Below are 21,546 nucleotides of genomic sequence, written 5' to 3'. Positions count from 1 at the left end.
ACCCGAAACTCGGCTTCAAAAGAAACAAAAAGGGCGACCGAAGCCGCCCTTTTGCAAGTTTATGTCGTTGTTTTCTATTGCGCCAGATCGGACATCAGGCCCGCTGCAACCGCCAGTCGCGAGACCGTCAGGTCACCACCTTCCGTCAGCGCCACCATGCGGTTCTTCACCTGCTCGATGCGCGCGCCATCGGCTGCAAACCAGGCTGCTGCCGGGTCCTTGTCCTTGGCAAAACGCTTGAGCGCCGCAATGGTGATACCGCGTGCAGCCTGCGTGATCGTATCGCTTGCTCGTGACAGAGCAAGCCCGTCATAATAGTCCGTGACGGGGATGGAGCGCGCGGCTTCCTCAATGCGTCCGATGCGGAAGGCTTCCGAAACACCGAAATAGGTCTTGGCAGTTACCACCCGGTCGGCATCGGCCAGATGCGCGATCAGCGCGATGTCCGGCATGATGCCTGCAAGCTGTAGATTGGCAAGACGCTGGGCCAGCTTTTCCGGTGCACCCTTTTCCACGAAAGCAGCCTTGTCGGCCTGCAGCGTGCTCTTCAGGTATTCCGGCATCAGACCGTCGAAACGCGGCTCCAGCTCGGCACGTGCCCTGGTGATCGTATCCACCAGTTCCGTCAGGTTGGCGCGTGTCGTATCGTTGCGCAGCACCCAGGCCGTCGTCGCCTGCAGCATTTCGCCGACGAGATGGTAGAACTGGTTCTGCACATCGCCCGGCACCTTGCTGTCGAGCGCATCGATAGCATCATAGATCGCATCGATCTCGAAACCGTCGCGCACTGCCACATAGGCACGCACGATATCGGCAGGCGACTTGCCCGTCGTATCGGCCAGACGGCTGATGAAGGTGATACCGCCACGGTTGATGACATCGTTTGCCAGCAAAGTAGCGACGATTTCACGGCGCAGACGATGACCGGAGATTTCCTCGGCATAAGTCTTGGTCATGCGCTTCGGGAAATAGCCGAACAGCAGCGACTGGAAGTAAGGTTCGTCCGGAAGCTGGCTTGCCACCAGATCATCCGACAGCGACAGCTTGGCATAAGCAAGCAGAACCGCCAGTTCCGGCCGTGTCAGCGGCTGGCCTGCCTTCTGGCGTTCGGCCAGCAGCGCATCGGACGGCAGATACTCGACCTTACGGTCGAGAAGCTTGCGGTTTTCCAGCTCCGCCATGAACCGCGCCTGATAGGGCAGTTCTGCCAGACCCTGCCTTTCGCTGAGCGAAAGCGCCAACGGCTGCAGATAATTGTTGCGCAGAACCAGTTCGGACACATCGTCGGTCATGCTGACCAGAAGCTTGTTGCGTGCCGGGCGCTTGAGATTGCCCGAACGCATGGCAGCAGCCAGAGCGATCTTGATGTTGACCTCGACGTCCGAGCAGTTGACGCCCGCCGAATTGTCGATGGCATCGGTATTACCACGACCGCCTGCCAGCGCATATTCGATGCGCCCGCGCTGGGTCGCGCCGAGATTGGCGCCTTCGCCGATCACCCGTGCACCGACTTCCGAGCCGGTGATGCGGATCGCATCATTGGCGCGGTCGCCAACCTGCGCATCCGTTTCAGCAGACGAGCGGATATAGGTGCCGATACCGCCGAACCAGAGGAGATCGACCTTCGATTTCAGGATCGCGGTCATGATTTCCTGCGGCGTGCCGGAGGTCTTTCCAAGGCCGATGGCTGCAGCAGCTTCTGCCGACAGGGTAATCGTCTTCTGGCTGCGGCTGTAAATGCCGCCACCAGCCGAAAGCTTGGAACGGTCATAATCCTGCCAGCTCGAACGCGGCAGTTCAAACAGACGCTTGCGTTCGGCAAAGCCGTCGGCTGGAACCGGATTTGGATCGATGAAAATATCGCGATGGTCGAACGCAGCCACCAGCTTGATCTGTTCGGAAAGCAGCATGCCGTTGCCGAACACATCGCCCGACATATCGCCCACACCGGCAACCGTGAAAGGCTCGGTCTGGATATCCATGTCGAATTCGCGGAAATGCCGCTTCACGGCTTCCCATGCGCCGCGCGCGGTAATGCCCATGCCCTTGTGGTCATAACCGGCGGAACCGCCGGATGCGAAGGCATCGTCCAGCCAGAAATCATGTGCCTGGCTGATGGCATTGGCCGTATCGGAGAAAGTGGCCGTGCCCTTGTCGGCAGCAACGACGAAATAAGGATCATCATTGTCATGGCGCACGACTTCCGCCGGCGGCACGACATGATTGTCCTCGATATTGTCGGTGACCGACAGAAGCGTGGAGATGAACACCTTGTAGGCATCGCGACCAGCTTCAAACACGGCATTGCGATCGCCGCCAACCGGCAAACGCTTCGGATAGAAGCCGCCCTTGGCACCAACCGGCACGATCACCGCATTCTTGACCTGCTGTGCCTTCACGAGGCCCAGCACTTCGGTGCGATAATCCTGTGCGCGGTCCGACCAGCGCAGACCACCACGGGCGACAGCGCCGAAGCGCAGATGCACGCCTTCCACTTCCGGCCCATAGACGAAGATTTCGCGATAAGGGCGCGGGTCCGGCAGGCCTTCGACCAGACGCGGATTGAGCTTGAAGGCAAAGGTGACACGCGGCTTGCCGTCGGCATCCGGCTGATAGGCATTGGTGCGCAGCGTCGCTTCGATCAGATTGCGGAAACGGCGCAAAATCTGGTCGTCATCGATGCTCGGCACGCCAAGCAATGCGGTCTCAATAGCATCGACCAGCTTCTTTTCAGCCGCATCACGGCGCTTGGCCGATGGGTTGAAGCGCAGATCGAACAGCGAATAGAGATCGCTGGCGATTTCAGGATAACGGTTCAGTGCGGCCGCGATGAAGCCCTGCGAATAGGCAATGCCCGCCTGTTGCAGATAACGGCCATAGGAACGCAGGATCATGATCTGGCGTGCCGTCAGGCGTGCGGTCTGCACCAGCGCGTTATAGCCGTCATTGTCAGCCAGACCGTCCCAGACATTGCGGAACACATCTTCCAGCATCTCGCCATCGTCGGAAAGATCGACGGGAGCGCCATAGGCGTTCACGAGCTGCATGTCATGGACATAGACCGGAGCGCCATCTTTGCCTGCTTGCGGCAGATCAATGGTCTGTTCGCTAACAACGCGGAAACCCATGTTTTCGAGAAGCGGCACGCGCTGCGACAGAACAACCGGCGCACCGTGATGATAAAGCTTCAGCGAAACCGCATCAGGACCATCGGTACGATAGCGATAAAAGTCCACGAAAAGCGGAGCCTCTGCGCTGAGGCCAGCGATGCGCTCCGCATCGACCAGCGCTTCCGGTGCCGTGAAGATTTCGCGATAGGATGGCGGGAAGCTTGCAGCAAGCGCGACGGTCTTTGCGTCTGCACTGTCAGAGCTTTCACGAACCGCATCGTCCCATGTGCGGACAATGGCGCGCACTTCGGCTTCCAGCGCTTCGCGATCCACATGCGGTGTGGAGCGCTCATGACGGCGGATGACGAACTGAACGCGCGTCAGGCCGTTCTGCAGGAAGACCGGGTGGAATTCGAAACTGTCGCCGCCATAGATATCAACGAGATAGTGTCCGATCTTCTCGCGCACGACCGAGTCGTAACGGTCACGCGGGATATAGACCAGCACGGTCGCAAAGCGGCCAAAGCGATCGAGACGCGGAACGGCACGCACACGCGGGCGTTCGCCGAGCGCAAGGATCAGCTCGGCATTGGCCGTCAGGCTTTCCACATCGATCTGGAAAAGCTCGTCGCGCGGATATTCTTCCAGCACGTTGATGAGCGCCTTGCCCGAATGGTCCTCGCGGTTGAACCCGAGATGCTTGATGACGGCATCGGCCTTGGAGCGGATGAACGGAATGCCTGCAACCGAACTCGTATAGGCAACCGAGGTGAAGAGACCGACCAGGCGCAGTTCGCCGATGGCCTCGCCCTTCTCACCGAATATCTTCACGCCGACATAATCGAGATAGGAGCGGCGATGCACCAGCGAAAGCGAATTCGCCTTGGTGACGATCAGCGGCTCGTTGCTGTCGAGGAATTCCGTTACCTCACGCGGCGTCACCGTGTCGTCGTCATCCTTGCGCAGGACGCGGACTTCATTGTCGTTGAGAATGCCGAGCGTTTCCTTGACCGGAACCAGTTCGCGCTTGTCGCCCTTGCCCTTGAAGGTGAGTTCGCGAAGTCCGAGGAAGATGAAACGATCATCGCGCAGCCATTCCAGAAACGCGATGGCCTCCGGCATGGCCGGATCGCTCGTCATTTCATAAACGCGCTTGTAATCGGCGATAGCGCCATCGAGGCGCTTCAACATCGGCTTCCAGTCGCTGACAGCGGCACGAACCTGTCCGAGCGCGCGCTTGATGGCGGCAGTCAGATCGGCCTTGACCTGCTTGTCGAGGGCTGGAAGATGAATCTGTACCAGGCTGACGCGCTCGACGCCCTTGGCAGGCGCGAGCTGCGATGCTTCGCCCAGAATGACCAGCTCGTCCTTTTCGCGCGCAATGTCCAGAACCGGATGCACGACCATGAAAATCTGGCTGACATGATCATTCAGCTCACCCATGATGGAGTCGAGCAGGAACGGCATATTGTCGTTGACGATGGTGATGACGCTCACCGGCCGACCATGGCGCTCGATACCATTATCGACGCTGATGATGCTCTTGCCCTTGCGATAGGATTCGAGGGCGGCATAGCCGTGACGGGCTGAACTGTCGAGAGCGGCAGCATCGTAAGCGGCCAGATCTTCTGGCGGCGCCCATTCGAAGAGAAGCTGCGAGAAGGCCGTAAGCGCCTTCGACTTGCCTCCCTTCTTCTCCTCCTTGCTTGCCTTGGAACCTTTAACCTTGCTCGACCGATCCTGCTTTGCAGTCACGTCGGATACTCCTGTCATGATGGCAATGCGCGCCAAACTAGCAGATTAGGCATTGGTTTCGATGGCAATTCGTTGAAAATAACGAAAAATTTCCCGGAAAGTCAGAAAGACCGCATTTAATCCATTTAATTTGGAACAAAACTTCGAAAACTTCCCGCGAAATTTCGGAATATGCCAGCGGATTTCTCCGCGCAGCTCAAAAGTGCTGCCAAAAGGGTCAAGCAGCAGCCCTGCTTCGCCTCATTTCCGACTAAAGTTGCAGATGATTCTGATAAATGAAGCGGCCTGTCAGTGCCTGAATCAAGAAGCGTCAGGCCGTGGCGAAAACGTCATTTGCAGCCCGGCATGGCGACTTTTGGAACAGACACTCAGAGCTCGATCAGGTGATCGTCCAGCTCATTGATATTGTCCGGTCCTGCCGGAAAATGCTTTTCCAGCAACACCCCGGCCTGACCAATGGCCAATACAAAACCTTCGGCCACTTGCGCGCGGGAAGCGTGATGGATGAGCGTCGCGACAATTGCATTCCATTCGTCCTGCTCGACACGCGCATGAATGCCCGCATCGGCGATCACCTCGGCATAATGTTCGGCCATCGAGACAAAGAGCAGAATGCCGGTGCGATGCTCCGTAATATGGACATTGCGCGCCAGAAACTGCTGCAGCGCATTGAGATGGGCGCGCTTGTAACGGATGCGGCGCGGCACCAGCAACATGCGAATGGCCGGAAAGAACCAGAGCACCAGCATCGCAGTCAGGAACGCCGCCAGCACCGCAAGTCCGAACATGGGCAGGCGGATATCGAACCAGTACCAATGGGCGAGAAAGGCCGCGATCACCGAAGCAATCAGGATGCCGCAAGTCGCAACAAAGCCCGCCGCAAAGAAATAGTCATCGCTCGAGCGCGCCAGAACGGCATAGATTTCGCCGCTGGTTTCTGCTTCCGCCTTGCGGATGGCCTCGGCAATGCGGGCATGGTCCTCGGCGCCAATCAGCGTGTGATGCTTCATCGTTGCGTCTCCCTACCAGCTACCCGAGGCGCCACCGCCACCGGATGAACCGCCACCACCGGAGAAACCACCGCCTCCCCCGCCGGACGACCAGCCACCGCCGCCGCCCCAGCTGCCACCACTCCTGCCGCCAGAGCTGCCGCCGCGATTGTTGTAATCGACGACCATGCCGAGCCACTGATATTTGCCCGGCCCGATCTTGCGTCCGAAAACCGGCGTCAGGATCGCCATGCCGAAGCCGCCGAAGAAGATCAGGCACCAGAAGGCGATGAAGACGACAAAAACCCAGTCGACATCATCCGAACTCGACTGCACATTGCGCTTGGCCCGCGCTTCAAGTTCGGCGGCATCGCCGGAAAGCACCGAAAGAATGCCGTCAACACCCTGTACGATGCCGTTCGAGTAATTGCCGGTACGGAATTCGGGAATGATGGTGCCATTGATGATGACGCTTGAAAGCGCGTCGGTCATGACGCCTTCGAGACCATAGCCGACCTCGATCCGCACCTTACGGTCATTGGGCGCAACCACCAGCAATATGCCGTTGTTTTCCTGTTTCTGCCCCAGCGCCCAGGCACGGAACAGACGGTTGGAATAGGTTTCGATGTCTTCGCCGTTGAGGCTCGGGACCGTCACCACGACCACCTGATCCGACGACTTCGCTTCATAATCGGCAAGTTTCTGGGTCAGTTGCTGGCGCTCTGCGGGGTCGATGATGCCCGCCGCATCCACCACACGACCGGTCAAGGCCTGTGCGGGCTTCGACGCATCCTGTGCAAGGGCCGCCGTGTGCAGCGTCAGCGCTGCGGAAAACAACAGGAAAGCGAGCGCAAGGAGATATAGCAGCCAGCCCAACCAGCCAAGACCGCGACGATCACGCGAGAGTGCTGCACCCGCCTCGAAACGCATCATGAAACGCGCCGTCAGTTGAAGTTGACTTTAGGCGCGGCCTGACTGCCTGCATCGGCACTGAAGCTCTGCATCGGCTGTGCATCGCGATACCAGATCCACGTCCAGATCATCGTCGGCATGGTGCGCAGCGCCGTGTTGTAGACGCGAACCGCCTCAATATAGTCGCGGCGTGCGACGGCGATGCGGTTTTCAGTACCTTCAAGCTGCGACTGCAATGCAAGGAAGTTCTGGTTGGCTTTCAGGTCCGGATAGCGCTCGACCACCACCATCAGGCGCGACAGCGCGCTTGTCAGATTGGCCTGATTATCCTGGAACTGCTTGAAGAGTTCCGGATTGTTGAGCGTTTCCGGCGTGATCTGCACCTGCGTCGCCTTGGCGCGCGCCTCGATCACGGCCTGCAGGGTTTCCTGTTCGTGAGCGGCATAGCCTTTCACGGTCTCGACCAGATTGGGCACGAGATCGGCGCGGCGCTGGTACTGGTTCTGCACCTCGCCCCAGGCAGCCTTCGCCTTTTCCTCATTGGTCGGGATCGTGTTGAAACCGCATGCCGATAGCAGCGGAACCATAACAGCCAGACCAAGAGCGATGAAAATACGGCGAAAAGAGAAAGAAGTGGCAACCGTCGCAGCCGACATGGACTTCTCCTGAAAAGAGCGCTTTGCCAAGCGCCGGGGAAACAAATTCATCACCCGCATATGTGCGTTCACGCAAATGCGAGCCGTCAAATCAACAAGATAACGCAATTTCGCGCATCGTCCAGCCTGATTGCAGCGCATGCACAACAGTCAAAGAAAACCGCCTGCGCACGGCGCCGCAGCGAGGTCTTTCCCGAATGGATTTCACCTTACGAATATGTTGACTTAGTCAACACAATAGATATTGATAGTGTCAACATAGGGAGACGCCGCGCCGGGGCGTAAGCAGACATGACGCAAGTAGACAATCTCGACGACATCAGTGCATTACGGGCGTTCAACCGTGTCTATACGCGCCGTCTCGGCCTGCTGAACGCCCATCTGGACAAGAGCCCGTTCACGCTGACCGAGGCGCGTATCCTCTACGAGATCGCCCATCGCACAGCACCTGCGGCGGCAGACATCATGCGAGCGCTCGGGCTCGACCGGGGCCAGTTGAGCAGAACACTGAAACGCTTCACCGAACGTGGGTTGATCGAGACGTCAGAGCATCCCGACGGAGGCCGCAGCCGTCCCATCCAACTGACCGATGCCGGTCGCAAGACATTCGGCGCACTGGAACGTAACACCTGCGACGCTGTTGGCGAACTTCTCGACGGACTGCAGCCGGATCAGCGCAGAAATCTGCTGGCAGCAGCGGGTACGATCAAGCGCATATTTGATGACGAGCACCCCAAGGATTTGCAGCTGCGCAATCTGCGGGCCGGTGATCTGGGGTGGATCATTCACCGGCAGGCAGTGCTCTATACGGACGAGTATGGCTGGAACAGCGACTATGAGGCACTCGTTGCCCGCATTCTTGCCGATTTCTCTGAAGCCTTCGATCCCACCCACGATGCGGCGTGGGTAGCTGAACTCGACGGTCGTGTGGTTGGATCGGTGTTTCTGGTCAAGGGGGACCAGCCAAAGCTTGGCAAATTGCGCCTGCTCTATGTCGAACCGGGTGCGCGCGGGGCCGGTGTCGGTGCAAAGCTCGTGAACGCCTGTATCGAACGCGCGCGCACTGTCGGCGATGAGCGCATCACTCTATGGACGAACAGTGTTCTCACGGCAGCACGGCGTCTTTACGAACGCGCCGGATTCCGGCTCATTGATGAAGCACCGCACCATTCCTTCGGCGCGGATCTCACCGGTCAGACATGGGAGCTGGACCTGAGGTAAGGCTCGACCGGCAACATCTTAGCCAGCCCATAAGACCAGCCCATAAGAAAAGCGGCGGATTGCTCCGCCGCTTTCTCAAAATGCAAGCTGCGCGAAGATTATTCGCTTGCAGCTTCTTCAGCCGGAGCAGCAGCGGCTGCGGCAGCTTCAGCGGCCTTTGCGGCAGCTTCTTCTTCAGCCTGCTTGGCCATGGCCAGACGTTCCTGAGCCTTCTTGCCCGGCTCACCCTTGGTCGGGTTGCTGCGGGTCGGACGCTTTGCAAGACCAGCCTGGTCGAGGAAGCGCAGAACGCGGTCGGTCGGCTGTGCGCCCTGTGCAATCCAATGCTGGATGCGGTCGGCATCGAGCTTCACGCGTTCAGCGTCCTTGGCCAGCATCGGGTTCCATGCGCCAACGGTTTCGATGAAGCGGCCATCACGCGGGCTGCGGACGTCGGCAACAACGATGTGGTAGTAAGGACGCTTCTTGGAGCCAGCGCGGGCCAGACGAATCTTGAGAGACATTTTTTCTTTCCTTTAGACAATTGCTTCGCCCGAGGGATGGCCGGGGCAAAACGGGTTAAACCGTAGCTACGGTTGTTGTTTTGACGCGCATCTTACCCGAAAACCGTTTCACACTTTTCGGGATGCGCTTTACTTTCCGCCGTGGTTTGCGGCGGCATGCTCATGATGCCGAATGACTTCCTTCACGATGAAGTTCAGGAATTTTTCGGCGAAATCGGGATCGAGATGGGCGTCGGTTGCCAGAGCGCGCAGACGTTCCACCTGACGTTTTTCGCGGTCCGGATCAGCCGGTGCGAGGCCGCGTTCGGCCTTGAGTACACCGACAGCCTTGGTACAGCGAAAACGTTCGGCCAGCATGTGGATCAGCGCAGCATCGATATTGTCGATGGAGGCGCGCAGTGCCAGAAGTTCAGCCGGTGCAGTGTTCTGTTCGTCGCTCATGATGCTCACTTCTTCTTCGGCAGACCTGGAAGGCCGCCACCAAGACCGGGAAGTTTCGGTCCACCCAAGCCCGGAAGACCACCGCCCGGAAGGCCCGGCAAACCGCCGCCTTTCGTCAGACCGGCTGCTTCCGCCTGCTTGGCAAGCGCTTCAAGCTGCTTGGGGTCCATCTTCGAGAGATCAGGCATGCCACCAAGGCCGCCCATACCGCCACCGAGACCACCAAGGCCCATCTTGTTGGCAAGGCCGCCCATCATCTGCTTCATCATTCCGCCCTTGCCCTTGCCCATGACTTTCATCATGTCGGCCATCTGGCGGTGCATCTTGAGAAGCTTGTTGATGTCGGCAGCAGTCGTGCCGGAACCCTTGGCAATGCGCTGCTTGCGGCTGTGCTTGAGAAGGTCGGGATTGGCGCGCTCGGCCTTGGTCATCGAGCCGATGATGGCGAGCTGGCGGTCGAACACCTTGTCGTCGAGACCAGCTGCTGCTGCCTTGTCCTTCATTCCGCCCATGCCGGGCATCATGCCCATGATGCTGCCCATGCCGCCGAGCTTTTTCATCTGGCCCAGCTGATCGGCAAGATCATTGAGATCAAACTTGCCCGACTGCATCTTCTTGGCCATCGCCGCGGCTTTTTCCGCGTCGATGTTTTCGGCAGCTTTTTCCACGAGCGAAACAATGTCGCCCATGCCGAGAATACGGTCGGCGATACGCTTCGGATAGAATTCCTCAAGCGCATCCATCTTTTCGCCGGTGGCGATCAGCTTGATCGGCTTGCCGGTGATGGCACGCATCGAAAGCGCTGCACCGCCACGGCCATCGCCATCCATACGGGTGAGAACGATACCCGTAATGCCAACGCGCTCGTCGAAATTGCGCGCCAGATTGACTGCATCCTGACCGGTCAGGCTGTCGGCGACGAGCAGGATTTCGTGCGGATTGGCGGCCTTGCGGATATCCGCCATTTCCACCATCAGCGGCTCGTCAATATGCGTGCGGCCTGCGGTATCGAGAATGACGACATCGTGTGCGCCAAGCTTTGCAGCCTGTACGGCGCGCTTGGCGATTTCGACCGGCGACTGGCCGGCGATGATCGGCAGCGTGTCGACACTGGTCTGAATACCGAGCTGGCGAAGCTGTTCCTGTGCGGCAGGACGGCGCGTATCGAGCGACGCCATCAACACCTTCTTGCGCTGGCGCTCCGTCAAACGCTTGGCGATCTTGCCGGTGGTGGTCGTCTTGCCCGACCCCTGCAGACCGACCATCATGATGACGACAGGTGCAGGCGCGTTCAGGTCAATTGCGACACCTTCGGTGCCAAGCATCTCGATAAGCTCGTCATGGACGATCTTGACGACCATCTGGCCGGGCTTGATGCTTTTCAGAATCTCTGCGCCGACGGCCTTCTCACGAACGCGGTCGGTGAAGGAGCGAACCACTTCCAGCGAAACATCAGCCTCGATCAGCGCGCGACGCACTTCGCGCAACGCCGCGGCCACGTCGGCTTCAGAAAGAGCGCCGCGTCCGGTAAGGCCGTTCAGGATGGAGCCAAGACGCTCCTGAAGTGATTCAAACATCGAATTTCCTTTTAATCCGAGAAGAGGCTTATGCTTCGTCAGGGATAAATCGTCCCGCTTATCTGCCAGTTCAAGAAGCAACCAAAGCGATACAGCACCCGAGGGCGCATCGCGCTGTCGGATGTGGACCTCCGGGATCGCTTTATACCAAATGGGTCCCGGTCGGTGGCTCGCGTTCTGAAGATCGCGGATAGATTGGAGCTGGCTTTAAGGTGATCAGCCCGCAATGTCAAGCAAAAGGCCTGAAACTCACTGAAACCGGCCCAGTTTGTTTTGGGCGCTTCTTGTTCCGAAAACCGTTTCACACTTTTCGGGATGCGCTCCAATACAGGGCCGGTTTCGATTTTGTTTTACTGTGCGGCCACACCGGCAAGCGGATCGCCGATGCCCAGCACATAAAGGCCGATCATCAGCAGCGTTCCCGCCAGAACCACATAATAGATCGTGGGAATGATGGTCATGCGCAAGGTCGTGCCTTCACGTCCCAGCAAGCCGACCGTCGCGGAAGCTGCAACCACGTTGTGGATCGCGATCATGTTGCCAGCGGCGGCGCCCACTGACTGACCGGCGACCATCAACGCACCGGAAATGCCAAGCCCTTCCGCCACGCCATACTGGAACTGGCTGAGCATGAGGTTCGACACTGTGTTGGACCCGGCGAGGAACGCACCCAGCGCACCCACGGACGGCGCGAAGAACGGATAGACATTCCCGACTTCCACCGCCACCCAGTCGGCAACCATCAGCGGCATGCTGATGAGTTCCTTGCCGTTGACGCCGGAATTGATCATGACGCGCACCATCGGCACGGTGAACAGAAGCACGAAGCCTGCGCCCACCAGCGTCTTTGTGCTTTCACCGAAAGCCTTGGCGAACTGTCCGCCGTTCATCCGATGCAGGAAGAAGGTGATCACACAGACGATGACCAGAAGACCGCCCGGCAGGAAGAGCGGCGTGAAATCACCACCTATACCGGTTTCGCCCATGATGTCCTTGGCAACGAACGTGATCGACTTCAGCGCATTGCCAACCGACGGGAACGTACGGCTGACCACCAGAAAGATCGCCAGCAGAATGTAAGGGGTCCATGCCAGAACAAGCGGGATTTTCTTCGAGGTCAGTTCATCGAGCTTGATCTGGACGGTGCCGACCCAGCCTGCAGGCCATTCCGAAGCGGGAGGGAAATCCCAGCTCTGCTTCGGCATCAGGAAACCGGCTCGTGCAGCAAACGTCGCCAGCGCAAGCCCGACGAGACCGCCGATCATGGACGGGAATTCAGCACCGAGGAAAACCGCGCTCAGCACATAAGGAATGGTGAACGAGAAGGCCGCAAACAGCGCGAAGGGCAGAATGGCAAGACCTTCCGTCCAGGAGCGGTTGCGCCCGAAGAAGCGGGTCATGATGACCACGAGGAACAGCGGCATGAACGTGCCGCAGATGGCGTGCAGTATAGCCACTTCCGATGTGATGATATGGAAGAACTGTTCCCAGCTTGATCCGGCGCCCTGCAATTGCGCCGTCAGCGCCTCGCGATTGAGACCTGACTGGACACCGACGATGAGCGGCGTGCCGACAGCACCGAACGACACGGGCGTCGACTGGATGATCAATCCGAAAGTAACGGCGGCAAGCGCCGGAAAACCGACGGCCACCATCAGCGGCGCCACGACAGCAGCAGGCGTGCCGAAACCGGATGCGCCCTCGATGAACGAGCCGAACAGCCAGGCAATCAGGAACACCTGAATGCGGCGGTCAGGGCTGATCTGGGCAAAGCCGGAGCGGATCGCAGAAATGCCGCCAGAATATTTGAGTGTATTGAGAAGCAGGATCGCACCGAAAATGATCCAGAGCAGACCTGCGGTCTGGATCAGGCCCTGAATGGTCGAGGCAATGACCCGGTTGCCGCTCATGCCCCAGACCGCCATTGCGATCACGACAGTCAGCACATAGGTCACCGGCATCGCAATGCGGGCCTGAATACGAAATCCGACCAGCATCACGCCGGCTACGAGAATTGGCAGAAATGCAAATAATGCAAGAAATCCGTTCGACATGTGGCGTCCTCCCCGTCAATGTCACGAACTTTGAAAGTCAACTATGAAACGCTGGTAAAGAAGTTTTACCAGTAAGACCATAAGCAATAGGTATGAAAGCCACAGCTTCCAAGCGAAAAATTCCGATCAAGGTTTTGCGACCAACAAAAGCTTGCTGTTTTTGTGCAAAAATGCTTGAGACGCGGCATTTCGCACCTGCCTCGTCCCGCTTTGCCGTTGCCGCATGACATTTGGTGTAAGGAATGGCAAATTCGCGTTGAGGTCGAATCAACTCCAAAGGAGAAACGAATGGCATTGGTTGCCAAGGGCCGGTCTTGGACGGCAGCAGCAGTTCTTGCAGTGGGCATGATGACGGGAACAGGCATTGCCGAGGCAGCCCAGTGCGGCAATAATGCCGCCGGTTATAATGCCTGGCTCCAGCAGACGATGAAGGAAGCCGCTTCGCGTGGCATTGGCAAGGCCGCGATCGGTGCGCTTGGCAATACCAAATACGCGCAGGCCACTATCAATGCCGACCGCAACCAGAAGAGCTTCAAGCTCTCCTTCGAACAGTTCATGCAGAAGCGCGGCGCTGATACCATCATCAAGCGCGGTCGCGCGCAGAAGCAGCAGAACGCTGCTCTCTTCGCTGCGATCGAAAAGCGTTATGGCGTTCCAGCCGGCCCGCTGCTCGCGATCTGGGGCATGGAAACAGGCTTCGGCGCCTATCTCGGCAAGCAGCATACGCTGTCGGCTGTCGCGACGCTCGCCTATGACTGCCGCCGCAGCGATTATTTCACCGACCAGCTCTATGCAGCGCTCAAGCTGATCGACCGTCAGGACCTCAATCCGAATGCGGTTGGCGCCATGCATGGTGAAATCGGCCAGACGCAGTTCCTGCCGGTCAACGTCCTGAAATACGGCGTCGACGGCGACGGCAGCGGCCATATCGACATGGCCCGCTCCAAGGCGGATGCTCTCTATTCGACCGCGAACTTCCTTGTCGGCCATGGCTGGCAGCGCGGTGCAGGCTATCAGCCGGGCGAACCGAACTACGGCGCGATCCAGGGCTGGAATGCTGCACAGGTTTACCAGCGCGCCATCGCCGTCATGGGCAAGGCCATCGACGGCAAGTAAGAACTGAAGGCTGAAATCGCAATTTCGCTCTGAAATTGCCGCAGAAAAGCCTCATGCTTCATAGAATAGCCCCAAAGTTTGGGGCTATTTTTGTATGTTTTGATGCGAATTTTCGCGTTTGGAAGACAAAAACGTCAATTTTGGCTGGCCAAAATATGGCAAAACGGCCCCTCTCGATCTGAGAGAAGCCGTTTCAGGAAGCGTTTTTTAAATCTGGATCAGGCCGGGTCTGGCCGTTTGAAATCACCCGTCTGGTGATCCATCACCCACAGCTCGCCGGTCGAGATATCGAACCATGCGCCGTGCAGAGTGAGCTTGCCCTTCTTCTCCAGAATATCGACGCAAGGGAATGTGCGCAGATTGTTGATGGAGTAGCGGATCGAGATGCGTTCCAGCGCGGTCTGGCGCTCGCTCTGCGTCATGAGCTGATTGCCACTGATGGCTTCGGCTGCAGGCGCGATCAGGCTCATCCATTTGCCGATGAAGTCACCCGGCGAAAGCGGTGCGCTTTCGGTGTCGAGCGCAGCCTTGATGCCGCCGCAACGGCCATGGCCCATGACGACGATATTCTTCACCTTTAGGCTCTGAACCGCAAATTCCAGTGCTGCCGAAGCAGCATGGTATTCGCCATCGGGCTCGTAAGGCGGAATGAGATTGGCAACATTGCGCAGGACGAAGATTTCGCCGGGCGCCGTGTTGAAGATGGTTTCGGGAGCCGCACGGGAGTCACAGCAAGCGATAACCAGCGTTTCCGGTGATTGCCCCTTGTCGGCCAAATGGCGATATCGTGAAGTTTCGTGGGCAAAATGCTCGCGCATGAAGGTTCGATAACCGGCGAGAAGTGAGTCTGGAAGATCAACCATATTTTTCCAATATCCCTATCGAAAACCGAGATCAATCGAAATGCACTGAACGGACTGCGTCCAATTGGACGCATGATCCCTTTCGCTTTCATGCAAGCTTCTCAAGCCCATATCACCATGCGAAGACCGAAAGCGTCGCGCTCCACGTGGTTGGGGTGCGGACGCGCTTCACCACGCGCATGACGACCAGCCACGAGATACATGGCGCAGGCATCGAGAAAGTCATCCTCCTTGGCGCCCCGCGGAACGGGACTTTTCAAAAAATCCTCCGGCAATCCACTGCGCTGCAACAATGCCCGGCGCTCGGCCATACCTTCAGGATTTACCCGGCTTTTGATCTTCTTCGGCAGGGACATGGCCTTCATGCCATTCAGCGCTGCAAAAGCCAGTTCAGGATGCGATTCGATAATGCGGGTCGCCAGCCCCACCTCGGAGCGCAACAATTCATCAACCTCGCAGATCTTCGGGAAAAGCCCGAAAGCCTGCCGGGAAACCTTGCGTGGCGGGTCGGTGCGTTCCAGCGACAAAGAACAGCTCTCGCGATAATCTTCGGCATAGACAGCAGCACGCGGTGGAATGGAAAAGACGCTCGACTGCCTTTCGCCAAGATGAGCCCGTGCGGCCCGCTCCGCAGAACGACCGCCCTTTTTCGGCAGTCCGATCGGCATGTCGACGGCAATGATCGCTTTGTCCGGAAGCGACGCCACCAGGGCGGAGAAACAGCCGAACACTTCCACTCGCAAACCGCCGCCATCCCCGATCACGGCGATCCAGCCGCGCGGGCAGCCGTCAACACCAGCAAGCACTGGAGCCACATGTGTCAAGCGCGGAACCCCTTGGTCGGATGCATCAGCCGCCGCGTCTGCACCATGGCCATCGGCGTGGCGAGGCTCGACGCATCGGCCTCCAGCATCAGCTCGTCCGCCCCGCGCTTTGCCGAACGCGCCATGATTTCGAACACTGCCGCAGTAGTGCTCTGCAGCATCTTTTCCTCCGCCATGCCGGACAGGCGACGCGCCAGAAACACGGCAGAGGTCAGATCACCGAGACCGTTGGTCGGGCCATCGACACGGCGATGTTCGGCCATCAGCGCCATGGTCGGCGTGAGCAGAATATTGCCGATACTGCCGCTCATCAGCGGAAAGGCCGAGGTGACCAGCATGGTTGCCGGACCGGCTTCCAAAGCGGCCTCCATCAAGGCGGAATTGTCTTCCAGCGGAACGCCGGTCAGCCATGAAAGCTCGAAACGATTGGGTGTTGCGATATCGGCAAGCGGCAGAAGCTTGTCGCGAATGCCCATGGCGGTTGCTTCGGGCACATAAAGCCCCTTTTCATCGCCGATGACCGGATCGCACAGATAGACCGCCCCCGGATTTTTCACCTTCACGGCTTTGACCAGTTCGGCAACGACTGCCGCCTGCTCGGGATGACCGAGATAGCCGGTCAGAACAGCGCCCACTTCGCCAAGCCACGGTGCACGCTGAAGATCCTGCATCAGGCGCGAAAACTCTTCCGCCGGTGGCACGATGCGTCCAGCCGGAGCGCCTGGAACCCCATGACCCGGATGCCAGGGCAGCACCACCGTCGGCACGGCCCATACGGGAAAACCCAGCGTTTCCAACGCGAAAACGGCGGCTCTATTGCCAACTGAACCGCGCACGACATGGCTTGAGATGACAATAACGGTTGTCGCATCCGAAGGCGCAGAAAGCGTCATTGAGTACCTAGCTTTGCATGAGATAGAGAATGAGCCAGACGATAATCGCCAGCGTGATGAGGAAGCCGAGCCCGCGCCCGATCCGCGTGGCCCAAAGCTCGATAGGATCATTTTCGGGGGCGTCAGTGGCAGCCAGATGATGCGCAGTGCGGGAAAATCCGCGCCGCACGATGCCTTCGGCACCGGTCTGCTCGCGTTCGAGTCTGTCGAGAATACGCCGGGCCTCTTCCTGACGCTCGCGTCCTGGCCCGCCGCCTTCCCCTATGCCCGCCTGCTGGCGCTCGCCCATGCTCTGCCTGCCCCTTGTAATGACCTAGTGCGGTGGATTTGAAGTTCCTGTCATTTGCATGGCATCATCGTCCAGGAACTTCAAATCCGTAAACCACACTAGTTTCCAACAGAAGAAACAGGCACAGCATCACGCTCAAGTCGCAGTTCTGCAAGCAGAATATTGCAGTCTCATGCGAGCTTCACGATCAGCTTTCCGAAATTACCGCCTTCCAGCAGGGAAATGAAAGCTTTCGGCGCATTTTCCAATCCATCGACAATGTCTTCGCGATAACGCACCTGACCGTCGGCAATCCACTTCACCATGTCATGGTAAAAGGCTGGCCTCTGATCGGCAAAATCACGCTGGATAAAACCGCGAATGGTCAGGCTTTTCGACAGAATATCCCGCATCACCAGCGGCAGCCGGTCAGGTCCATCGAACGGGCCGCTCTGATTGTACTGCGCAATCAGACCACAGACCGGAACCCGCGCAAACTGGTTCAGCAGCGGAAACACCGCGTCGAAGACCTTGCCGCCGACATTTTCGAAATAAACGTCGATGCCCTTCGGGCAGGCCTCAGCCAGCTCCTGTGCGAAATTCTTGCTGTGGTGATCGATAGCCACATCGAAACCGAATTCATCGATCAACGCCTTGCATTTATCCGCTCCGCCCGCAATGCCGACAGCGCGTGCGCCCTTCATCCGGGCAATCTGCCCGACGGCAGAACCGACCGGACCGGTTGCGGCCGCAACCGCGACGGTCTCGCCCGGTTTCGGCTGGCCGATGGTAAGCAGGCCAGAATAGGCGGTAAAGCCCGGCATGCCAAGAACGCCAAGCGCCGTCGTTACAGGTGCTTCCTTCGGGTGGAGCTTGCGCAAGGTCGAGGCATCGGCAACCGCATAATCCTGCCAGCCGGAATGGGAAAGCACGAAATCACCCGGAGCAAAGCCTGCGCTCTTGCTTTCAACGACTTCGCCTACCGTGCCACCCTCCATCACATCGCCAATTGCCACCGGCGCGGCATAGGATTTGGCCGCGCTCATACGCCCACGCATATAAGGATCGAGCGACAGATAATGCAGTCTCAGGAGAACCTCACCGTCACCGGGGCTCGGGATCGCCGCTTCCTCCAGCCGGAAGTTTTCTGCGGTTGGCCGACCTTCCGGGCGCGATGCCAGCACGATACGGCGATTGATCTTTTCGCTCATGAACGGAACTCCTGACAGTAATGATCGGGCTTCGAGCTACATATTATTAGTTTAGGGCGATGATCGGAAAAGTTGAGCTTTTGCAATCAAAATCAAGCTATACATCCGTTGTGAACGCTTGGCTTGGAAAGCTGTTCCAAAGCTAGCGAATTTGCGCTGTGCATCACCCTCTTTGCAGCGGCCTTGCGCCTTGGGACAAACGACATGAATCAGGACAGACTTTTTCTCTTGAAACCGGGGTTTGAAGATCCGGCTTATCCCGGCCAGCTTTTCTATTGCTGGCATTGTGCCCTCATCGAGGGTGTTCTGGCGTCCTTTCCGGCACTGGGAGACCGGCTGGATATAGAGCGCGTGGACTGGCAGCGCCCGCGCAGGGCCGTCATAGAGCTGGCAGGCGAAGACAACCAAAACCTGCCCTTGCTGGTACTGAAGGATGGCGACCGGTTCCCGTTCGAGACCGGGAGGCACGAAGGGCGTTCGCTGATCGGCGACCCGCACAAGATACTGGCCGTCCTTGCGGAGCGGCACGGCTTTCCGCTGCCGCATCCGTAAAATAAAAACCCCGCCACAAGGGCGGGGTTTCGCTTGGGGGACAGTAAGGCTGCCTATTACTTCATCGTTGGGATGACGAATTCCGCACCATCCTTGACGCCCGACGGCCAACGCGAGGTGACGGTCTTGGTCTTGGTGTAGAAGCGGAATGCATCCGGGCCATGCTGGTTGAGATCGCCGAAGCCAGAAGCCTTCCAGCCACCGAAGGTGTAATAGGCGATCGGAACCGGGATCGGCACATTGATACCGACCATGCCGACCTGCACGCGGCTGGCGAAATCGCGGGCAGCATCACCGTCACGGGTGAAGATCGCAACGCCGTTGCCATATTCATGATCGTTCGGCAGAGCCAGCGCTTCCTCGTAGTTCTTGGCGCGCACGACCGAGAGAACCGGACCGAAGATTTCTTCCTTGTAGATGCGCATGTCTTTGGTCACGTTGTCGAACAGGCAACCACCCATGTAGAAGCCATCTTCATAGCCCTGCATCTTGAAGTTACGGCCATCGACGACCAGCTTCGCGCCTTCTTCAACACCAAGGTCCACATAACCGCGCACGCGGTCGAGCGCAGCCTTGGTGACCAGCGGGCCGTAATCGGCGGAATTGTCGGTGGAGGTGCCGATCTTCAACGATTCAACACGGGGAATGAGCTTTTCCATCAGACGGTTGGCGGTGTCTTCACCGACCGGAACGGCAACCGAGATCGCCATGCAACGTTCGCCAGCCGAACCGTAGCCAGCGCCGATCAGCGCATCGACGGTCTGATCCATGTCGGCATCCGGCATGATGAGGAGATGGTTCTTCGCACCGCCGAAGCACTGCACGCGCTTGCCGTTCGAGCAGCCGCGGCCATAGATGTACTGGGCAATCGGCGTGGAGCCGACAAAGCCGATGGCCTGGACGTCCGGATCGTCGAGCAGCGCATCGACCGATTCCTTGTCGCCGTTGACGACGTTGAAAATGCCTGCCGGAAGACCGGCTTCCATGAACAGTTCGGCAAGGCGCATCGGTACGCCCGGATCACGTTCGGATGGTTTCAGGATGAAGGCATTTCCGCAAGCAATCGCCGGACCGGCCTTCCAGAGCGGGATCATGGCCGGAAAGTTGAATGGCGTGATGCCAGCAACAACGCCGAGCGGCTGGCGCATGGAGTAAGTGTCGATGCCCGTACCGGCATTGTCGGTGAACTCGCCCTTGAGCATGTGCGCCGCACCGAGGCAGACTTCCACCACTTCGAGGCCGCGCTGGATGTCGCCCTTGGCGTCGGCAATGGTCTTGCCATGTTCGCGGGCCAGCAATTCGGCCAGGCTGTCATATTCGGCTTCGACCAGTTCGACGAACTTGCGCAGGATGCGAACGCGACGCTGCGGGTTGGTCGCAGCCCAGGCTGGCTGTGCAGCCTTGGCGTTTTCGACAGCCGCGCGCACTTCTTCCTTGGTGGCGAGCGCTACCTTGCCCTGCACCGAGCCGTCGAGCGGCTGGAAGACGTCTGCCGTGCGGCCACTCTTGCCTGCCACATGCTTGCCGCCGATGAAATGTCCGATATTGCGCATCGAAGAACCTCCCTGATGATCGCTTTGAGGAGCCTGCAAAGCTCCCATCGTTGACATCATCTTGACTCTGCAAATTCATGATTGCAAGGCGATGAAAAGCGTATCCGTTGTGCAAATTTTATAGTAATCAGAATACATCCTTATGCAGAGAGCATCATGAACTGGGACGATATTCGCATATTCCTCGCTGTTGCGCGCTCTGGCCAGATTCTGGGTGCGGCCAAAAGGCTCGGCCTCAACCACACCACGGTTGCCCGACGGCTCACTGCGCTTGAAACGGCGCTGTCCACCACGCTTCTGACACGCCGCACCAACGGTTCGACGCTGACACAGGCGGGCGAGGAGTTTCTGCTCGCCGCCGAACGCATGGAAGCCGAAATGCTTTCCGCCCGCTCGCATGTCGGCAATGCGGATATTGCCGTGTCGGGCACAGTGCGTATCGGCGCGCCGGACGGGTTCGGGGTCAACTTTCTGGCGCCCCGGTTGGCGCGGCTGACACAGAAATATCCGGACCTGACCATCCAGCTCGTGCCGGTGCCGCGCTCGTTCTCACTGTCGCGCCGTGAAGCCGATATCGCGATTACGGTCGAACGTCCGGAACAAGGCAGGCTGATCGCGCGCAGGCTCGTCGATTATACGCTCGGTCTCTATGCGCATCGCAGCTATCTAGAGGCGAACGGCACGCCGGAAAACACCGATGATCTCGCCCGGCACCGGCTCATCGGCTATGTGGAGGATCTCGTCATCAACCCGTCGCTGGCCTATGCGCCGGAAATCAGCCGCGACTGGAAACCGGCCTTCGAAGTGTCGAGCGCGCTTGGACAGGTTGAGGCCGTGCGCGCCGGTGCAGGCATCGGCATATTGCACGCCTTCATCGCCCGCGCCGATCCTGATCTCGTGCCCATTCTGCCGGATCGGGTAATCCGGCGCGCCTACTGGCTCGCCTATCATGAATCTGCCCGCACATTGCGGCGCGTCACCGCCATATCGGCACTGATTTCCGAACTGGTGGAAAGCGAGAAATCGCTGTTCAGTTAAGCATGATCCC

19 protein-coding genes are annotated in these 21,546 nt (G+C 58.6%); 4 read left to right on the top strand and 15 right to left on the bottom strand.

Annotation, left to right across the window (positions count from 1 at the left end; genetic code table 11):
* Positions 1 to 74: 74 nt before the first annotated feature.
* The 4 genes from OANT_RS05610 to OANT_RS05595 form a co-directional block, all read right to left on the bottom strand.
* Entirely contained in the window at positions 75 to 4,865 is a 4,791-nt protein-coding gene (locus tag OANT_RS05610; RefSeq protein WP_040129081.1) for an NAD-glutamate dehydrogenase, read from the bottom strand.
* Between the two features lie 368 nt (positions 4,866 to 5,233).
* Positions 5,234 to 5,875, bottom strand: coding sequence for a TPM domain-containing protein (locus OANT_RS05605; protein WP_012091244.1), 642 nt, complete (start codon positions 5,873 to 5,875; stop codon positions 5,234 to 5,236).
* A gap of 12 nt (positions 5,876 to 5,887) precedes the next feature.
* Positions 5,888 to 6,787 (bottom strand): TPM domain-containing protein, encoded by a 900-nt coding sequence (locus tag OANT_RS05600; protein ID WP_012091243.1) that lies wholly within the window; start codon positions 6,785 to 6,787, stop codon positions 5,888 to 5,890.
* Positions 6,788 to 6,798: 11 nt separating this feature from the next.
* The gene (locus tag OANT_RS05595) at positions 6,799 to 7,422 is read right to left on the bottom strand and encodes a LemA family protein (protein WP_012091242.1); all 624 of its coding nucleotides are present in this window, start codon (positions 7,420 to 7,422) and stop codon (positions 6,799 to 6,801) included.
* A 291-nt stretch (positions 7,423 to 7,713) separates the two neighbouring features.
* Between OANT_RS05595 and OANT_RS05590 the strand changes: the two genes are divergently transcribed.
* Positions 7,714 to 8,643 (top strand): bifunctional helix-turn-helix transcriptional regulator/GNAT family N-acetyltransferase, encoded by a 930-nt coding sequence (locus tag OANT_RS05590; protein WP_012091241.1) that lies wholly within the window; start codon positions 7,714 to 7,716, stop codon positions 8,641 to 8,643.
* A 98-nt stretch (positions 8,644 to 8,741) separates the two neighbouring features.
* Here OANT_RS05590 and rpsP read toward each other — a convergent pair whose 3' ends face one another.
* The 5 genes from rpsP to OANT_RS26700 all read right to left on the bottom strand — a co-directional run bounded on the left by rpsP (position 8,742) and on the right by OANT_RS26700 (position 13,513).
* Entirely contained in the window at positions 8,742 to 9,146 is a 405-nt protein-coding gene (gene rpsP / locus OANT_RS05585) for a 30S ribosomal protein S16 (protein ID WP_010661492.1), read from the bottom strand.
* Between the two features lie 129 nt (positions 9,147 to 9,275).
* On the bottom strand, positions 9,276 to 9,587 hold the full coding sequence (locus OANT_RS05580) for a chorismate mutase (RefSeq protein ID WP_012091240.1): 312 nt from the start codon (positions 9,585 to 9,587) through the stop codon (positions 9,276 to 9,278).
* A 5-nt stretch (positions 9,588 to 9,592) separates the two neighbouring features.
* The gene (ffh, locus tag OANT_RS05575; RefSeq protein ID WP_012091239.1) at positions 9,593 to 11,164 is read right to left on the bottom strand and encodes a signal recognition particle protein; all 1,572 of its coding nucleotides are present in this window, start codon (positions 11,162 to 11,164) and stop codon (positions 9,593 to 9,595) included.
* A 350-nt stretch (positions 11,165 to 11,514) separates the two neighbouring features.
* A complete protein-coding gene (locus OANT_RS05570; protein ID WP_010661495.1) occupies positions 11,515 to 13,218 on the bottom strand; it encodes an L-lactate permease in 1,704 nt (567 codons plus the stop codon).
* 37 nt (positions 13,219 to 13,255) lie between these two features.
* Positions 13,256 to 13,513: a hypothetical protein gene (locus OANT_RS26700; protein ID WP_158304320.1), complete on the bottom strand. Its 258-nt coding sequence runs from the start codon at positions 13,511 to 13,513 to the stop codon at positions 13,256 to 13,258.
* Between OANT_RS26700 and OANT_RS05565 the strand changes: the two genes are divergently transcribed.
* Positions 13,507 to 14,334: a lytic murein transglycosylase gene (locus OANT_RS05565; protein ID WP_010661496.1), complete on the top strand. Its 828-nt coding sequence runs from the start codon at positions 13,507 to 13,509 to the stop codon at positions 14,332 to 14,334. The two genes, OANT_RS26700 and OANT_RS05565, sit on opposite strands and share 7 nt — an antisense overlap.
* Before the next feature lie 218 nt (positions 14,335 to 14,552).
* Here OANT_RS05565 and OANT_RS05560 read toward each other — a convergent pair whose 3' ends face one another.
* From OANT_RS05560 to curA, 5 genes are all read right to left on the bottom strand, one after another.
* Positions 14,553 to 15,197, bottom strand: a complete 645-nt coding sequence (locus tag OANT_RS05560; RefSeq protein ID WP_012091238.1) for a carbonic anhydrase — start codon at positions 15,195 to 15,197, stop codon at positions 14,553 to 14,555.
* 101 nt (positions 15,198 to 15,298) lie between these two features.
* Positions 15,299 to 16,021 (bottom strand): DUF429 domain-containing protein, encoded by a 723-nt coding sequence (locus OANT_RS05555; protein ID WP_012091237.1) that lies wholly within the window; start codon positions 16,019 to 16,021, stop codon positions 15,299 to 15,301.
* On the bottom strand, positions 16,018 to 16,914 hold the full coding sequence (gene pdxY, locus OANT_RS05550; RefSeq protein ID WP_012091236.1) for a pyridoxal kinase PdxY: 897 nt from the start codon (positions 16,912 to 16,914) through the stop codon (positions 16,018 to 16,020). Before pdxY ends, OANT_RS05555 begins: the two co-directional genes overlap by 4 nt.
* A 7-nt stretch (positions 16,915 to 16,921) precedes the next feature.
* A complete protein-coding gene (locus OANT_RS05545; RefSeq protein ID WP_010661500.1) occupies positions 16,922 to 17,203 on the bottom strand; it encodes a hypothetical protein in 282 nt (93 codons plus the stop codon).
* Between the two features lie 170 nt (positions 17,204 to 17,373).
* Complete coding sequence (gene curA, locus OANT_RS05540; RefSeq protein ID WP_012091235.1) at positions 17,374 to 18,393, bottom strand: NADPH-dependent curcumin/dihydrocurcumin reductase; 1,020 nt, start codon at positions 18,391 to 18,393, stop codon at positions 17,374 to 17,376.
* A 204-nt stretch (positions 18,394 to 18,597) separates the two neighbouring features.
* On the opposite strand from curA, the gene OANT_RS05535 reads away from it, so the two are divergent.
* On the top strand, positions 18,598 to 18,945 hold the full coding sequence (locus tag OANT_RS05535) for a DUF3088 domain-containing protein (RefSeq protein ID WP_012091234.1): 348 nt from the start codon (positions 18,598 to 18,600) through the stop codon (positions 18,943 to 18,945).
* A 56-nt stretch (positions 18,946 to 19,001) separates the two neighbouring features.
* Here the strand turns inward: OANT_RS05535 and OANT_RS05530 are convergent, their stop codons facing one another.
* On the bottom strand, positions 19,002 to 20,498 hold the full coding sequence (locus OANT_RS05530; RefSeq protein ID WP_010661503.1) for a CoA-acylating methylmalonate-semialdehyde dehydrogenase: 1,497 nt from the start codon (positions 20,496 to 20,498) through the stop codon (positions 19,002 to 19,004).
* A gap of 156 nt (positions 20,499 to 20,654) precedes the next feature.
* Between OANT_RS05530 and OANT_RS05525 the strand changes: the two genes are divergently transcribed.
* Complete coding sequence (locus OANT_RS05525; RefSeq protein ID WP_010661504.1) at positions 20,655 to 21,536, top strand: LysR family transcriptional regulator; 882 nt, start codon at positions 20,655 to 20,657, stop codon at positions 21,534 to 21,536.
* Positions 21,537 to 21,546 lie beyond the last annotated feature (10 nt).

The organism is Brucella anthropi ATCC 49188 (genome assembly GCF_000017405.1).
GTDB lineage: Bacteria > Pseudomonadota > Alphaproteobacteria > Rhizobiales > Rhizobiaceae > Brucella > Brucella anthropi.
The sequence above is the reverse complement of the archived record's forward strand: the minus strand, read 5'-3'. Positions and strand labels throughout refer to the sequence as shown.

Coding starts and splice junctions, on each gene's coding strand:
- OANT_RS05525 (WP_010661504.1), top strand. CDS start 20,655: ATGAACTGGGACGATATTCGCATATTCCTCGCTGTTGCGCGCTCTGGC.
- OANT_RS05560 (WP_012091238.1), bottom strand. CDS start 15,197: ATGGTTGATCTTCCAGACTCACTTCTCGCCGGTTATCGAACCTTCATG.
- OANT_RS05600 (WP_012091243.1), bottom strand. CDS start 6,787: ATGATGCGTTTCGAGGCGGGTGCAGCACTCTCGCGTGATCGTCGCGGT.
- OANT_RS05590 (WP_012091241.1), top strand. CDS start 7,714: ATGACGCAAGTAGACAATCTCGACGACATCAGTGCATTACGGGCGTTC.
- OANT_RS05565 (WP_010661496.1), top strand. CDS start 13,507: ATGGCATTGGTTGCCAAGGGCCGGTCTTGGACGGCAGCAGCAGTTCTT.
- OANT_RS05595 (WP_012091242.1), bottom strand. CDS start 7,422: ATGTCGGCTGCGACGGTTGCCACTTCTTTCTCTTTTCGCCGTATTTTC.
- OANT_RS26700 (WP_158304320.1), bottom strand. CDS start 13,513: ATGCCATTCGTTTCTCCTTTGGAGTTGATTCGACCTCAACGCGAATTT.
- OANT_RS05580 (WP_012091240.1), bottom strand. CDS start 9,587: ATGAGCGACGAACAGAACACTGCACCGGCTGAACTTCTGGCACTGCGC.
- OANT_RS05545 (WP_010661500.1), bottom strand. CDS start 17,203: ATGGGCGAGCGCCAGCAGGCGGGCATAGGGGAAGGCGGCGGGCCAGGA.
- curA (WP_012091235.1), bottom strand. CDS start 18,393: ATGAGCGAAAAGATCAATCGCCGTATCGTGCTGGCATCGCGCCCGGAA.
- OANT_RS05570 (WP_010661495.1), bottom strand. CDS start 13,218: ATGTCGAACGGATTTCTTGCATTATTTGCATTTCTGCCAATTCTCGTA.
- OANT_RS05535 (WP_012091234.1), top strand. CDS start 18,598: ATGAATCAGGACAGACTTTTTCTCTTGAAACCGGGGTTTGAAGATCCG.
- OANT_RS05530 (WP_010661503.1), bottom strand. CDS start 20,498: ATGCGCAATATCGGACATTTCATCGGCGGCAAGCATGTGGCAGGCAAG.
- ffh (WP_012091239.1), bottom strand. CDS start 11,164: ATGTTTGAATCACTTCAGGAGCGTCTTGGCTCCATCCTGAACGGCCTT.
- OANT_RS05605 (WP_012091244.1), bottom strand. CDS start 5,875: ATGAAGCATCACACGCTGATTGGCGCCGAGGACCATGCCCGCATTGCC.
- rpsP (WP_010661492.1), bottom strand. CDS start 9,146: ATGTCTCTCAAGATTCGTCTGGCCCGCGCTGGCTCCAAGAAGCGTCCT.
- pdxY (WP_012091236.1), bottom strand. CDS start 16,914: ATGACGCTTTCTGCGCCTTCGGATGCGACAACCGTTATTGTCATCTCA.